This is a genomic window from Caulobacter sp. LARHSG274, from assembly GCF_052871235.1.
In genome coordinates this window covers 1-14,341 of sequence record NZ_JBIXJO010000028.1, presented here as the reverse complement: position 1 = coordinate 14,341, position 14,341 = coordinate 1, and the positions used below count along the sequence as shown (strand labels likewise).

The following is a 14,341-nucleotide window of genomic DNA, read 5'->3' as shown; positions in this document are numbered from 1 at the left end:
TCAGGCGCACTCATAATCGAGTTCGATGGACCGGCCGCCATTTACCGGTTCACCGCTGATTGTGAAAGAGTCGAAGAGGTCAGCTATTCCAACCTCGGCTTCCTGGGCGGCCTCAAGCAATTCGGACAGTTCCACATTGTAAGCGAGCGCGATCGTGATCTTGAACAGACCCTCGACGTCTTGCTCATCTGTCTCGCCGCTCTCGTAGGAGCAGCCTCCGTTTAGCACGCCGTCGTAGCCGCTGGTCCGTGCATCGAACACCCGACCGCCCGCACCGCAGTGCGCACATCGCAGGCTGTGCGCTGGACGCCAAATCGTTTCACCCGGCGCGATAGCGAAATAGGGTGACGGATCAGGAGCGACGATCGGAAACCCTGAAATGTGAAAATGCTCATCGCCGCAGGTCTTGCAGCGAACCTCATAGTCCACCGACACCTCGTGGTGTGGCGGCAGCAATGACGTTGAAAACCCGGCCAAACAGGTCGGCGGTTGCCGTGCCGCTGCGGCGGCGGCTTCGTTACGTTTCGAGCTCAAATGACCTTCCCCCAGCGATGCTTCCCCACCAAGCCATTCCCATGCAAGAATCAGCGCCCGCCGATGGATTTAGGGAGATCGAGATCTCTCCACGTTCAACTCGCAAGCGCAAGAAGGCGTCAGACGCAAACTAGACCGTGGATTCCGGTCGGCCTAGCGCGAGATTCGGCCTTCGGCGCCTATGCCGCCATCCCGCTGGACGGCGGCTATGAGCCGGCGCGTCAAGCATGAACGCCAGCAGGCGTGAGCGCTGGCGGCGGAAGGCGCCGCCCCTTGCATCGCCGGCCACGATCCTCAAGAACCGCTTGGTGAAACAAGATCCACAAAGGTACGCCGCCCTGGACGGCCTGCGGGCCGGGGCGGCGCTGGGGGTGCTGCTCTATCACTTCGCCGACTGGTCGGGACGGCCGGGCTGGTTCGGCCACGGCTATCTGGCGGTGGATTTCTTCTTCTGCCTCAGCGGCTTCGTCCTGGCCCACGCCTTCCAGCAGCGGCAGATCGGCTGGCTGGCCTATCTACGCATCCGCCTGGTGCGGATCTGGCCGCTGCTGGTGCTGTCGACCCTGGTCGGCGCGGCCCTGACTCCCCGCCACAGCCCGCCGTTCTGGCCCAACCTGGTCCGCGGCCTGCTGCTGGTCCCGCGCTTCGGCCATGCGGCCGAGGGGACCTTCCCGACCCTGTTCCCGTTCAACCCGCCGGCTTGGTCGCTGTGCCTGGAGGTGATCGTCAGCGCCCTGTGGTTCCCGCTGCGGCGGGCGCCGGACCTTCTCCTGGCGGCGATCGTGCTGTGCAGCGGGGCGGTGATGCTGTGGGTCGCCCTGGGCCTGGACGGGGTGGAGACCGGCTGGGACCAGGCGACCTTCTGGCTGGGCGTTGCCCGCGCGACCTTCAGCTTCAGCCTGGGCTGGGCCGCCTGGCGCTACCGGTCCCTGGCCCCGCCGCCGCGCCTGCTGCTGCCGGCCGCCCTGCTGCTGGCGGCGCTGGTCATGCCAGTCGCCCCGGCCCGGCCGTGGAACGGGCTCTACGACTTCGCCTGCGTGGCGGGGCTGTTTCCGCTGCTGGTGCTGGTCGGCGCCCACGATCCCAAGGGCGCGGTCGGCGCCCTGTGCCGGACCACGGGCGACGTCTCCTACCCGCTCTATGCGATGCACTGGGCGACCTGGGCGGTGATGCTGCGGCTCTATCCCGACGGCTGGAAGCCGCTGCTGCCCGTGGGGTTTGCGGCCCTGGCCGTGATCGTCGCTCCGGCGGTGGCCTGGGCGGCTTTGCGGTTCTACGACGCGCCAGTCCGCCGCTGGCTGGGAAAAACTTGAGGGACAGGCTGAAAACTTGAGGGACACACACTCATTTCCAATCACGGACTTTCGCCCGAAATGTGCGTTGGAGGAAATGAGTGTGTGTCCCTCAAGTCGGAGCTGTCCCTCAAGTCGTCCGAGCCGCGGGATTTTGCCCCATTCAGGCCGCCCCGCGCCCTCGCGCCATATTTCTGCAAACTGCGTGTGGTCGTAAGCCATGCGGGGGTCTGATGGAGAGATCCCCTGCCCCTTCGCCGCCCCGCAAGCCCGCTGTCGCTCGTTCTGCCGCTGGTGCTCGGCGCCTGCGCGACCGCGACCATGACCTCGCCGTCCCGGACCGCCAGCGAGCAGCTGCTCTTGTCGCATGCGGCCGAACAGGCAGCCGGGCGCTTCACCCTGCCGTTCCCGCGCGGCACGGCGGTGTTCCTCGACGCCGCCAACTTCAAGGGCGAGGGCTCCGAATACGCCCTCAGCGCGGTGCGGGCCGCCTTTTCCCGCCAGGGCATGGTCCTGGCCCCGACCCGCGACAAGGCCCAGACCGTGATCGAGCTGCGGATGGGCGCGATGTCCCTGGACCAGATGAACTGGCTGGTCGGTCTGCCGGCCATGAGCCTGCCGGTCCTGAGCTCCTGGAGCACCTTCAGCACGCCGGAGCTGTCGCTCTACAGTCGCAAGGACCGCAGCGCCGTGGCCGAGATCTCGGCCTTCGCCTATGACGCCAAGACCGGGGCGCCGGTCCCGATGCCCGACCACGCCGCCGGCTCGACCGAGATCCGCTCCCATAAGCTGCTGATGGTGTTCTCCTGGGGCAAGCAGGAGGTCCGTCCCGGCGACCAGGCCCTGCAGGGCGGCCCGTGGTGGAAGATCTGGTGAGCGTCAGGCCGCCGCCCTCTTCCGCCGCTTCAGGCTGCCGGTCGGATTGCCCCAGAACGTCGCCACCGCCAGCGTGCCCAGCAGCGCCAGGGTCAGGCCCGACGCCGTCATCACCAGCCGGTACGGCAGGCCGCCGACCTTGGCCGCGTGCAAGGGATAGTCGAGATTGGCGATCCGCGACCCCAGCGGCAGGGCCTGGGCGTCGCGCGCGGCGACCATCCTGCCGTCGGCGGGGTCGAACCAGGCCATCGTGCGGCCGTTGGGCAGCCACTCGGCGCGCTGGCGCAGGCGGATGGCGATCAGGCCGCCCGGCTTGGCCGGCAGGCTGATCACCCGCACCTCCGCCCCCGGATAGCGGGCCTGGGCCGCGCCGATCATGCCCCGCCAGTCAGGGGCCTTGGCCAGCTTGCCGCCCTTGATCTTCGGCGGGGCGCTGGCCGCTTCCATCGCCGCCGGCGGCGAGAACGGCGCGCGCAGGGCGTTGGAGACCCATTTGAGGTTCATGGCCGCGCCGGTGGTCAGGGACAGGATCAGCAGCGGCGCGACCAGGGCCCCGAGGTCGCGATGGTGGTGGACGATCGCCGCCCGCCGGGCCATGCGCGGCCAGGGCCGCAGATGGAACATCCGCCGGGTGGGCCACCACAGGATCAGGCCGGTGACCACGAAGCCCAGTCCGGCCAGGGCCGCGATCCCGCCGACCACCTCGCCGGCGTCGCCGTTGAACAGGTGATGGTGCAGGTCGAACAGCCAGACCTCCGGCCGCGCCCAGTTCGAGGTCCAGGCGACGACGATCGTTCCGTCCTGGGCGGCGTAGGCGCCGCGCTCGCCCTTGTAGTTCAGCTTGTGCAGGCCCAGGCGCGGGGTGGCCAGGACCACCGAGCGCGGCCGGTCCTGGCGGGCGAAGATCCGCGTCGTCGCCGCCGCCAGGGTCGCGGTGTCCTGGACCTGGACGTCGCGGGCGTGGGGCACGGTGGCGCGCAGGAAGGCGTCCTCATGCACCAGCAGGGCGCCGGTCAGGCCCAGCACGGCCAGCAGCAGGCCGATCAAGCCGCCGCTCCAGCGGTGAAGGAGCCGCAGGGTCTTCATCAGAACCGGGTCTCCCAGCCCAGGGTGGCCGTGCGGCCGCGCCCGGCGAAGACCTTGTCATTGGCCGGCAGGGTCGTGTCGGAGTTGTAGCTGAGATACGGCTTGTCCAGCAGGTTCTGGACCCCCAGCGACAGCGCGCCGACCGGCAGTTCGTAGCGCACGAAGGCGTCGGCCAAGGTGTAGCCGTCGAAGTCGTCCTTGACGATCGCCTGCTGCATGTCGCGCTTCAGATAGGACTGCACCTGCAGGCGCAGAGCCCACTTGCCGGCCTGGTAGTCGGCGGCCAGGTTCAGGCGGTCGGGCGAGATGTTGGCGCCGTCCAGGTCGGCGTCGACCCTGTTGTCCTTGTTGGTGTCGGTCCGGCCGCGCAGGCGGGCGTATCCGGCCGAGAGGTCCAGGCCCGGCACCGGCGTGCGCGCCTTCAGATTGACCTCAAGCCCCTCGATCTCGATACGCTGGCGCTGGACGTCGAACACCGCGCCGGCGTTCTTGACCAGCAGCTGGCCCAGCTTCGACGACGACCAGAAATAGGTCAGGCTGGCCTCGAGCGGCCCGCGCTTCAGCTCCGCGCCGATCTCGCGGTTGTTGGAGATGATCGGGGCGATGTTGACATAGGTGTCGACGTCCTTGCCTGGTTCGCTGACGCTGCGCAGGATGCGGCCGACGTCGGGCACGGTGTAGCCCTCGGCGTAGCTGCCGTAGACGCGCAGGCCCGGCGCCGGCTCGACCACCACCCCGCCATTGACCAGGGTGGCCTTGAAGTCCGGATGGCCGCCCCCGACCCGTTGCGAACCGTAGAAGGCCAGGGTGGTGAAGTCGTCGACCTTCAGTTCGACGTTCTCGAAGCGCACCCCGCCGGCCAGGTGGACCTTGTCGCCCAGCAGGGCCAGGTTGCCCTGCAGGAACGGCGCGACGCTCTGGAACCTGGTCGGCGGCACCCAGGCGCGGCCGGTGGCGATCAGCAGCTGCTCGGTGCGGTCGTTGATGGCGTCCAGGCCGACCGTTCCGGTCAGGCCCTCGATCCCCGGCACGGCGCGCTCGTAGCTGATCCGCGCCCCCAGCTTGCGCGAACGGTTCGAGGACTGGTCGAGTAGCGTGCCGTCCGGCGCCAGGCTGGCGTCCTGGAAGGTCTGGGTTCCGACGTCGCCGCCGAAGGTGTCGCGCGTGCGGTTGAAGAACAGCTGGGCGATCAGGTCGCCGCCGTAGAGGTCGCTGTTGGTCAGCGAGGCCGACACCGTCTCGGCCCGGTTGGCCGCGGGCTTGCCCAGGACGACGCCGCGGAAGCTGGTGGTCGGCAGCCTGGCGGCGCGATCGCCGTTGGTGGCGGGGCTGGGATTGGTCTTGCTGATGGCGCCCGTGACGTAGTCGCCGTCGCCCTTCAGCTCGAAGCGGTTGGCCACGACCTCCAGGCGGGTGGTCTCGCCGATCTGCCAGCCGAAGCGGCCGAACAGCGACAGGGTCCTGGAGTCCTGGACGTCGCCCTGGGTGTTGTCCATGCCGATGCGGCGGCCGTCGCCGTCGTAGAAGGCGCCGCGCGTCTCGTAGGCGACGCCCGCCGTGGCGTCGAAGACCCCGCCGCGCCAGCCGACCAGTCCGGCCAGCTTGCCGCCGACGCTGTCGCCCAGGTCGTGGCCGGCGCCGGCCTGGACCAGGGTTCGGCCGCTGACGCCGTCCTGCCTGGGCGGGCCGACCGTCACCTGGTTGACCACCCCGCCGGTGGCGCCGATGCCCTGCAGGGCGTTGGAGCCGTAGATCAACTCGACCCGGTCGATGAAGAACGGATCGATGGTGTAGCCGTCGCGCGAGCCGTCGCGGATCGGGGTCGATTGCGGGATGCCGTTGATGGCGTAGAGCGGCGAGCGGCCGCGCAGGGTCTCGCCGGCCCCCGACAGCTTCTGGCGGGTGGGCGAGAACGACGGCGACAGGGTCGAGACGGCGTCGACGATCGAGCCGCTGACCGTCACCTGCTGCGACAGGGCCTCGCTGTCGATGACGTCGACCGTCAGCGGCAGGGCGCTGGCCGGCAGGATGGTGCGGGCGGCGGTGACCACCAGTTGGTCGACATCGGTCGGGTCGGTCGGCTCGGCGGCCCGGACGGCGGTCGCCGCGGCCAGCGCCGCCAGGCTGAGGCCGGCCAGGGCCGAAGCGCGCGCGCTGCTGGCAAGAAAGGTCCGCATGAAAATCGACGCCCACTGATCGGTTACAGAAGTGGGTTGCCTATAGCTGTTATTGCGAGTGAGTAGCAATAACCTTGGCGCGCGGGCCGGCTCTGCAGTTCGAGGGTTGGGACAGCCTCTCCCCTGACGCCTCGGAATCGACAAGAATGGGGGTTGCGTGGACCGGTCATCGAAGAGGCTAGATCGAACAGCAGGAATAAACGCCCTGGCGGCCATCGGCCGCATCGTGGCGCAGCCTCTACATTCTTATGTACAAAAATAGTTTTATAAGCGAAACGTGACGGCTCAATGGCCAGCCGTTATAGAGCCGCAAGGAGGGGATCTGTCGCCATGAATCCTTCACGACGCGATCTTGTGCAATCTCACCTCGTCCTGGCGGGGGCTTCCGCGATAGGCCTGGGTGCGGCGGCCAAGGTGCGGGCCCAGCCGAGTTCGGCCGGAGCGCGCGAGGTCATCGAGCTGTGGCCGCATCCGCCGGCGGGCGCCCTGCATCCAGGCATGGCCGAGGTTGTCGAACAATCCTCGTCGGACCCGGGCTACAGCAGTCGGCGCATGAAGGGCGTTTCGAGGCCGCATATGATCGCTTTTCCAGCCGCCCAGCCCGACGGCTCGGCCATGCTGGTCATTCCGGGGGGCGGCTTCGCCTGGAACTATTTCGAGCACGAAGGCTATTACATTGCGGACGTCCTGAACCGCGCCGGCATTAGCTGTTTCGTGCTGTTCTACCGCCTGGCTCAGGACGGGTGGAGCGATCCGGCGAGCGTCGGCCCCGCCGACGCCCAGCGCGCCATGCGCGTCATCCGCGCCAATGCCGCGCGCTTCCATCTTGATGCGACGCGGGTCGGCGTCATGGGCTTCAGCGCCGGCGGCTTCCTGACGGCGAGCCTCGCCACGCGGCATTCGGCGTCGTTCTATGCTCCGGTCGACGCCACGGACCAGCTCAGCGCCCGGCCTCTGCTTACGGCGCCGATCTATCCGGTGCAAAGCGTCGATCCCGCCTATGCCTACGGAGGGGCGGCGCCGTCGCTGTTCGGCGGGCCGCCGACGGCCGCCCAGATCCGCGAGTGGTCGCCGGATCTCAATGTCACGCCAGAGGCCGCGCCCACCTTCCTGGTGCATGCCGAGGACGACGGCACGGTGCCCGTGGCCAATACCGTGCGGCTGCGCGACGCCATGGTCGCGGCCAAGATCACGGTCGAGACCCATCTGTTCGCACATGGCGGCCACGGCTTTGGCGTGCGGTCCCAACCGGGCAGTCCCGACGGTCTGTGGTTGCCGTTGTTCCTGAATTTCGCGCGCGAGCAAAAGTTATTCGGTTAGAAGACGCTGACATCAACAAGATCAACCCTTGCCCCTAGCCTGGTGCAAAAAGGTATGACGCTTGGAATCGCGGGCGGTTCAACAGAGTCTGTGGCGATCAAGAATATTTGGGAGGCGTAATGACGCGATTTACTAAGGAACTCTTCGTCCTCGCATTTTCATTATGTTGCGACAGCGGGGCTCATGCCGCGACCGACTCGCTGGCGCCGACCGGTCACTGGACCGCGGTGACAGCAGGACAGGCGGCAAAGCCGCCCATGGGGTGGAACTCGTGGAACGCCTTCCACACCGACGTCACCGAAGCCAAGGTGCTGGATTCCGCCAAGGCCATCGTTGACAGCGGTCTGGCCGCCAAGGGCTACCGCTACATCAACATCGACGACGGCTGGTGGCTGAAGCGACGGGCCGCGGACGGCCGCATGGTCGTGCGCACCTCGATCTTTCCGTCCGCCGCGGTCGGCGGCGCCGAACAGACCAGCTTCAAGCCGTTTACCGACCGCATCCACGCCATGGGCTTGAAGGCCGGTATCTATTCGGACATCGGGGCCAATAACTGTTCGCAGGCCTTCGCGCCGAACGCCCCCAACCTCCCCGAGGGCACGGTGGCCGAGCGCGAGGTCGGACTGTACGGCCACGTCGAGCAGGACATCGCGCTCTACTTCAAGGACTGGGCGTTCGACTACATCAAGGTCGACGCCTGCGGCATCCGCGCCTTCGGTCCGGACAGCGAGGGCGTCAAATCGGGCCAGTACCGCGCGCTCGGGCCCCTGGTCGACGTGAAGGAAATCCGTCGCACCGATATTCCGGCCGTCCGCGCGCTCTACCAGCAGGTCGCCGACGCTCTGCGCCGCACAAATCCCGATGGCGACTATGTCTTTTCGATCTGCGCCTGGGGCTCGGCCGACGTCCGCGCCTGGGCCAAGGATGTCGGCAATCTGTCGCGGACCAGCGACGACATCACGCCCAGCTGGACGCGGATGCTGGCCAATTTCGACAGCGCGGCCAACCGCGCGCTCTATGCCCATCCCGGCTCCTGGAATGATCCGGACATGCTGTTCGTCGGTCACGGCGACTTCGACGAGCGCCATCTGACGGAGGCGAAGTCGCACTTTGCGCTGTGGTCGATGCTGTCGGCTCCGCTTCTGATCGGCTACGACCTCAGAAACGCGCCGAAACCGCTAATGGACATCCTCGGCAACAGCGACATCATCGCCGTCGATCAGGACCCGGCGGGCAACCAGGCGGTCCTGGCCTACGACACCGACGACGTTCAGATCCTGGTCAAGACGCTGAGCAACGGCCACAAGGCGGTGGCGATCTTCAACCGCGGACTTGCGCCGGCCGACGTGACGTTGACGGCCGGCCACATGAAGTTCGCCGGGACGGCGCCGGTGACGCTCAAGGACCTGTGGACCGGCGCGACGCTGCCCGCGTTCTCCGGTGAGACGAAGCTGCATCTCGACCCGCGCCAGACGCTTGTCTTCGACGCCGCCGGCGCACCTACGCTCACCAACGGCCTCTATCTGTCGGAAATGCCCGGACGCGTAAATCCGGCCGTCGACGGCGTGGTCCTTCCCCAGCCCGATCCCACGATCCATCGGATGCGCAATCCCTGGGGCGACACGACCGACGACGGCGAGCCGCCGGCCTATACCGGATGGGGCGGCGCGCAGGCCGACGCCACGCCCTACCGGCAGACCTTGCGCGTCGACGGTAAGGCGTATGGGACGGGCCTGGGCGTGCTCGCCAACTCGCGGTTCGAGGTTCGGGCCGACGGCCAGTTCCGCCGCTTCACCGCCGAGGTCGGAGTCGATGACTCGACGTTCGACACGGACGACGCCGTGACGTTCTCCGTCTATGGCGACGGCAAGCTCCTGGCGACGTCCAAGCCGACCCGTTTCGGCCAAACGGCCCAGACCCTGAGCGCCGACGTCGCCGGCGTGAAGATCGTCGAGCTGGTGGCGCGTGGCGCATCCGCCAAGAACAAGGCGCCGACGGTCGTCACATGGGGCGACGCGGCGTTGCTCAAGGATTAGACCGCGGGGCGCGTCGGGGGACACGCACGCATTTCCCCGGCGCGCCCGTCGGCCGCGGGGCGCCGCCGCAAGGATCGGGTGTCGGGCCCGCCCTGCCCGATCCAGGATCGGGTCTCCAGATCACGGAGTCCCGCCATGTCCTTCACCGTTTCCAGCCTGCCGATCGAGCCGTTCGCGCCGCTGTTCGCCCTCGACGACGCCGCCCTGGCCGCCCGCGGCATGTTGCGGGTCGTCGCCGACGCCCGCTTCGCCTTTCCCTGCCGCGTCACCCTCGATGACGCCGAGCCCGGCGAGCGGCTGATCCTGCTGAACCACCAGCACCAGGACGCCGACACCCCGTTCCGCTCGGCCTACGCCATCTTCGTGCGCGAAGCGGCGCAAGGTCCGGTCGCGACCACCGGCGAGCTGCCGCCGGCCCTGCGCCGCCGGCTGCTGTCGCTGCGCGGCTTCGACGCGGCCGGCATGCTGCGCGACGCCGACGTGGTCGAGGGCGCGGCGGCCGAGCCGGTGATCGAGCGGATGCTGGCCGACTCGGACGTGGCCTATCTGCACGCCCACTACGCCAAGCCGGGTTGCTACGCGGCGCGGATCGACCGGCTCTAGAAGCTGAGCATGCCCAGGTCGACGATCGCCTTGAAGGCCCAGATCGTGCAGGCGACGCAGACGATCAGGGTGATGACGTCGTCGATCTCCGAGCGCTCGCGCGCGACCTTGCCGGCCTTGCCCTTCTTGGGGGCCGCCGCCGCCTTCGCCTCGCCCTTCGCCGCCGCCTTGGCCACGCCCGTATCCCCGAAAACCGCGCCCGACGCGCGGCCTGCCCCGGCCCTTTAGACACCCGTGGTGCTGAAGGACGCCCTTCCAAAGGCGGTTTATGGGTGGTGAACGCGTAACCTTCGCCCGTCCGGTGCGAACTGATGCTGCGAGGCTCAGCGGAGGACGACATGACTCGAACGACGATGCGCCGCCTGGCCTGGATCGCCCTGGCCGCCGGCGCGACCCTGGCGGCCGGCGCCGGCTGGGCCCTGTCGGCGCCCGGCGGCGCGCCGGCCCGACCCGTGGTGCTGGAGCTGTTCCAGAGCCAGGGCTGCTCGTCCTGTCCGCCCGCCAACGCCAATCTCAACGCCCTGGCCGACCGTCCCGAGGTGCTGGCCCTCAGCTTCGGGGTCACCTACTGGGACCAGCTGGGCTGGAAGGACACCTTCGCCACCCCGGCCAACACCGACCGCCAACGGGCCTATGCCCGGGCCTTGGGCGCCCAATTGGGCACGCCGCAGATGGTGATCGAGGGCCGCCAGGCCCTGGTCGGGGTCGACGCCCGCGAACTCGACGCCGCCCTGCGCCGGACCCGGCCGGCCGTGGACGCCGCGGTGAGCCTGTCGGCCGGTCGGGTCGAGATCGGGGCGGGCCAAGCCCCCAGGGCCGGGGCCGACGTCTGGCTGGCGCGCTACGACCCGCTCGTCCGCCAGGTCGCCATCCAGCGCGGCGAGAACAGCGGCAAGACCCTGCCCCACCGCGACGTGGTCGTGACCCTGACCCGCCTGGGCGCCTGGACCGGCGCCCCGGTCAGCTTCGCCGCGCCCCCGCCCGCCGATCCGGCCCTGCGCACGGCGGTGCTGGTCCAGGGCAAGAACGGCGGGCCGATCCTCGGGGCGGCGCGGCTGTAGAGCAGCTGCTGACAACTGATGTCAGCAGTCTGCCGCCACGTGCCGCCATCGCGGCGTTTGTTCGCACCTTGTTCTTGTGTTAATCGCCGGTCTGCGCCCTACATATAGCCGTCGCGCCGTGGCTCCCGCTCACGGCTCTCTGCGTTCCGGAAACCATGGCTGAACAACTGAACTTCATCCGCGTGCGCGGCGCGCGGGAGCACAATCTCAAGGACGTCAGCGTCGACATCCCGCGGGGCGAGCTCGTGGTGCTGACCGGGCTGTCGGGCTCGGGCAAGAGCTCGCTGGCTTTCGACACCATCTACGCCGAGGGCCAGCGGCGCTACGTGGAGAGCCTGTCGGCCTACGCCCGCCAGTTTCTGGAGCTGATGAGCAAGCCGGACGTCGACCTGATCGAGGGTCTGTCGCCGGCCATCTCGATCGAGCAGAAGACCACCTCGCGCAACCCGCGCTCGACGGTGGGCACCGTCACCGAGATTCACGACTACATGCGCCTGCTGTGGGCCCGGGTCGGGGTGCCCTACAGCCCCGCCACCGGCCTGCCGATCGAGAGCCAGACCATCAGCCAGATGGTCGACAAGATCACCGCCCTGCCCGAGGGCACACGCCTCTACCTGCTGGCCCCGGTCGTCCGCGACCGCAAGGGCGAGTACCGCAAGGAGATCGCCGAGTGGCAGAAGGCCGGCTTCCAGCGGCTGAAGATCGACGGCGAGTTCTACCCGATCGAGGACGCCCCGGCCCTCGACAAGAAGTTCAAGCACGACATCGACGTGGTGGTCGACCGCATCGTCACCAAGCCGGGCATGGAGCAGCGCCTGGCCGACTCGATCGAGCAGGCGCTCCGTCTCGCCGATAGTCTCGCGGTCGCCGAATGGGCCAATGTCGAGGAGGGCGAGAAGGAGCCGCGGCGGCTGCTGTTCTCCGAGCGCTTCGCCTGCCCGGTCAGCGGCTTCACCATCGCCGAGATCGAGCCGCGGCTGTTCTCGTTCAACAATCCGGCCGGCGCCTGCCCGACCTGCGACGGCCTGGGGGCCAAGCTGGCCTTCGACGCCGACCTGGTGGTGCCGGACAAGGACAAGTCGCTGCACAAGGGCGCGGTGGCCCCGTGGTCGCGCGGCCCGTCGCCGCTCTACACCCAGACCCTGCAGGCCCTGGCCCGCCACTACGGCTTCTCGATGGACGAGCCCTGGCACAAGCTGCCGGAAAGCGCCCGCCAGGTGGTGCTGCAAGGCTCCAAGGGCGAGAAGATCAAGTTCGTCTATGACGACAACGCCCGCAAGTACGAGGTCGCCAAGCCCTTCGAGGGCGTGCTGCCCAACCTGGAGCGCCGCTGGCGCGAGACCGACAGCAGCTGGGTGCGCGAGGAGCTGGGCCGCTACCAGTCCGACACCCCTTGCGAGGTCTGCCACGGCAAGCGCCTGAAGCCCGAGGCCCTGGCGGTCAAGATCGCCGGCATGGACATCGCCGCGGTCTCGATGCTGGCCATCCGCCCGGCCAAGGACTGGTTCGCCAGCCTGGAGGGCCAGTTCACCGACAAGCAGATGGAGATCGCCCGGCGGATCCTGAAGGAGATCAACGACCGTCTGCGGTTCCTGGTCGATGTCGGCCTCGACTATCTGAACCTGTCCCGCGGCTCGGGCACCCTGTCGGGCGGCGAGAGCCAGCGCATCCGCCTGGCCAGCCAGATCGGCTCGGGCCTGACCGGCGTGCTCTATGTGCTCGACGAGCCGTCGATCGGCCTGCACCAGCGCGACAACACCCGGCTGCTGCAATCGCTGCAGGGCCTGCGCGACCTGGGCAATTCGGTGCTGGTGGTCGAGCACGACGAGGAGGCCATCCTCACTGCCGACTATGTCATCGACATGGGCCCGGCGGCCGGCGTGCACGGCGGCGAGATCGTCGCCGAGGGCAAGCCGGCCGACATCATGGCCAATCCCAACAGCGTCACCGGCCAGTACCTGACCGGCGTGCGCGAGATCGCCGTGCCGGACGACCGCCGGCCGATCAACAAAAAGAAGATGCTGCGGGTCGTCGGCGCCACCGGCAACAACCTCAAGGGCGTGACCGGCGAGATCCCCGTGGGGACCTTCACCTGCATCACCGGCGTCAGCGGCGGCGGCAAGTCGACCTTCACGATCGAGACCCTGTACAAGGCCGCCGCCCGGCGGCTGAACAACGCCAGCGACGCCCCCGCCTCGCACGAGCGGATCGAGGGGCTGGAGAACTTCGACAAGGTCATCGACATCGACCAGAGCCCGATCGGCCGCACCCCGCGCTCGAACCCGGCCACCTATACCGGCGCCTTCGGGCCGATCCGCGACTGGTTCGCCCAGCTGCCGGAGAGCAAGGCCCGCGGCTACGGCCCCGGCCGCTTCAGCTTCAACGTCAAGGGCGGCCGCTGCGAGGCCTGCCAGGGCGACGGCCTGATCAAGATCGAGATGCACTTCCTGCCCGACGTCTACGTCACCTGCGACGTCTGCAAGGGCAAGCGCTACAACCGCGAGACCCTCGACATCCTGTTCAAGGGCAAGACCATCGCCGACGTGTTGGACATGACGGTCGAGGAAGCCGCCGACTTCTTCAAGGCCGTGCCGCCGATCCGCGACAAGATGGAGACCCTCAAACGCGTGGGCCTCAGCTACATCAAGGTCGGCCAGCAGGCCACCACCCTGTCGGGCGGCGAGGCCCAGCGGGTCAAGCTGTCCAAGGAGCTCAGCAAGCGGGCCACCGGCCGCACGCTGTACATCCTCGACGAGCCGACCACGGGTCTGCACTTCGAGGACACCAAGAAGCTGCTGGAGGTGCTGCACGAGCTGGTCGACCAGGGCAACACCGTGGTGGTGATCGAGCACAATCTCGACGTCGTGAAGACCGCCGACTGGCTGCTGGACTTCGGTCCCGAGGGCGGCGACGGCGGCGGCGAGATCGTCGCCGTGGGCTCGCCCCAGGACGTCGCCAAGGCCGAGGCCAGCTGGACCGGCCGCTATCTCAAGGACGTCCTGGCCCGCCACGAGGACCGGCGGCTGGACCGGGTGGCGGCGCTGAAGGCGGCCAAGCGAGCCTAGAGCGTGCTGATTTTAGATTGACGCACTCTTCTCTTCTTCCGTCTTCCCGGCGAAGGCCGGGACCCAGATTCACCCTGAGCGGCTCGTGGGTTTCACCTGGGCCCCGGCCTTCGCCGGGGAGACGGGTGGGTGAGAAGCGCGGTTCAGCTTGAAGCAAACGTGCTCTAGCAGGCTGTTGAAGAAGTCTGTAGCGGCGCGGGACTCGGCATGATTCACTCTTTTGGGCGGGAGCTCTGGAGGGGTGGATGCGCGGGTCGGACGAGCGGACGGGGTCGCTGTTCTCGTATGTGA

Annotated in this window: 11 protein-coding genes; 7 read left to right on the top strand and 4 right to left on the bottom strand. The window is 68.4% G+C overall.

The window, feature by feature from the left end; all coding sequences use genetic code 11:
* On the bottom strand, window positions 1–534 hold the full coding sequence (locus ACIPQB_RS24740) for a hypothetical protein (protein ID WP_446487909.1): 534 nt from the start codon (window positions 532–534) through the stop codon (window positions 1–3).
* Between the two features lie 308 nt (window positions 535–842).
* Here ACIPQB_RS24740 and ACIPQB_RS24735 point away from each other — a divergent pair, with 308 nt between their 5' ends.
* Both ACIPQB_RS24735 and ACIPQB_RS24730 read left to right on the top strand, forming a co-directional pair.
* Window positions 843–1,847 carry an acyltransferase family protein gene (locus ACIPQB_RS24735; RefSeq protein WP_446487908.1) on the top strand — a complete coding sequence of 335 codons (1,005 nt, stop codon included), beginning with the start codon at window positions 843–845 and terminating at the stop codon, window positions 1,845–1,847.
* 300 nt (window positions 1,848–2,147) lie between these two features.
* On the top strand, window positions 2,148–2,702 hold the full coding sequence (locus tag ACIPQB_RS24730) for a DUF6655 family protein (protein WP_446487907.1): 555 nt from the start codon (window positions 2,148–2,150) through the stop codon (window positions 2,700–2,702).
* A gap of 3 nt (window positions 2,703–2,705) precedes the next feature.
* On the opposite strand, the gene ACIPQB_RS24725 is transcribed toward ACIPQB_RS24730, so the two are convergent.
* Together ACIPQB_RS24725 and ACIPQB_RS24720 are read right to left on the bottom strand one after the other, a co-directional pair.
* The gene (locus ACIPQB_RS24725; protein ID WP_446487906.1) at window positions 2,706–3,788 is read right to left on the bottom strand and encodes a PepSY-associated TM helix domain-containing protein; all 1,083 of its coding nucleotides are present in this window, start codon (window positions 3,786–3,788) and stop codon (window positions 2,706–2,708) included.
* Window positions 3,788–5,965 (bottom strand): TonB-dependent receptor, encoded by a 2,178-nt coding sequence (locus tag ACIPQB_RS24720; protein WP_446487905.1) that lies wholly within the window; start codon window positions 5,963–5,965, stop codon window positions 3,788–3,790. The genes ACIPQB_RS24725 and ACIPQB_RS24720 overlap by 1 nt, the downstream gene beginning before the upstream one ends.
* Window positions 5,966–6,379: 414 nt before the next feature.
* Between ACIPQB_RS24720 and ACIPQB_RS24715 the strand changes: the two genes are divergently transcribed.
* The 3 genes from ACIPQB_RS24715 (at window position 6,380) to ACIPQB_RS24705 (ending at window position 9,924) form a co-directional block, all read left to right on the top strand.
* Window positions 6,380–7,285: an alpha/beta hydrolase gene (locus ACIPQB_RS24715; RefSeq protein ID WP_446487904.1), complete on the top strand. Its 906-nt coding sequence runs from the start codon at window positions 6,380–6,382 to the stop codon at window positions 7,283–7,285.
* Between the two features lie 119 nt (window positions 7,286–7,404).
* Window positions 7,405–9,321, top strand: coding sequence for an NPCBM/NEW2 domain-containing protein (locus ACIPQB_RS24710; RefSeq protein WP_446487903.1), 1,917 nt, complete (start codon window positions 7,405–7,407; stop codon window positions 9,319–9,321).
* A gap of 135 nt (window positions 9,322–9,456) precedes the next feature.
* Entirely contained in the window at window positions 9,457–9,924 is a 468-nt protein-coding gene (locus ACIPQB_RS24705; protein ID WP_446487902.1) for a DUF1203 domain-containing protein, read from the top strand.
* On the opposite strand, the gene ACIPQB_RS24700 is transcribed toward ACIPQB_RS24705, so the two are convergent.
* The gene (locus tag ACIPQB_RS24700; RefSeq protein ID WP_446487901.1) at window positions 9,921–10,100 is read right to left on the bottom strand and encodes a hypothetical protein; all 180 of its coding nucleotides are present in this window, start codon (window positions 10,098–10,100) and stop codon (window positions 9,921–9,923) included. The two genes, ACIPQB_RS24705 and ACIPQB_RS24700, sit on opposite strands and share 4 nt — an antisense overlap.
* Before the next feature lie 162 nt (window positions 10,101–10,262).
* On the opposite strand from ACIPQB_RS24700, the gene ACIPQB_RS24695 reads away from it, so the two are divergent.
* The gene (locus ACIPQB_RS24695; RefSeq protein WP_446487900.1) at window positions 10,263–10,985 is read left to right on the top strand and encodes a DUF1223 domain-containing protein; all 723 of its coding nucleotides are present in this window, start codon (window positions 10,263–10,265) and stop codon (window positions 10,983–10,985) included.
* A 155-nt stretch (window positions 10,986–11,140) separates the two neighbouring features.
* Window positions 11,141–14,050: an excinuclease ABC subunit UvrA gene (gene uvrA / locus ACIPQB_RS24690; protein WP_446487899.1), complete on the top strand. Its 2,910-nt coding sequence runs from the start codon at window positions 11,141–11,143 to the stop codon at window positions 14,048–14,050.
* Window positions 14,051–14,341 lie beyond the last annotated feature (291 nt).

Bases quoted from the DNA above. Each gene is read 5' to 3' on its own strand.
- ACIPQB_RS24730 (WP_446487907.1), top strand. From the start codon at position 2,148: ATGACCTCGCCGTCCCGGACCGCCAGCGAGCAGCTGCTCTTGTCGCAT.
- ACIPQB_RS24725 (WP_446487906.1), bottom strand. From the start codon at position 3,788: ATGAAGACCCTGCGGCTCCTTCACCGCTGGAGCGGCGGCTTGATCGGC.
- ACIPQB_RS24720 (WP_446487905.1), bottom strand. From the start codon at position 5,965: ATGCGGACCTTTCTTGCCAGCAGCGCGCGCGCTTCGGCCCTGGCCGGC.
- ACIPQB_RS24710 (WP_446487903.1), top strand. From the start codon at position 7,405: ATGACGCGATTTACTAAGGAACTCTTCGTCCTCGCATTTTCATTATGT.
- ACIPQB_RS24705 (WP_446487902.1), top strand. From the start codon at position 9,457: ATGTCCTTCACCGTTTCCAGCCTGCCGATCGAGCCGTTCGCGCCGCTG.
- ACIPQB_RS24695 (WP_446487900.1), top strand. From the start codon at position 10,263: ATGACTCGAACGACGATGCGCCGCCTGGCCTGGATCGCCCTGGCCGCC.
- uvrA (WP_446487899.1), top strand. From the start codon at position 11,141: ATGGCTGAACAACTGAACTTCATCCGCGTGCGCGGCGCGCGGGAGCAC.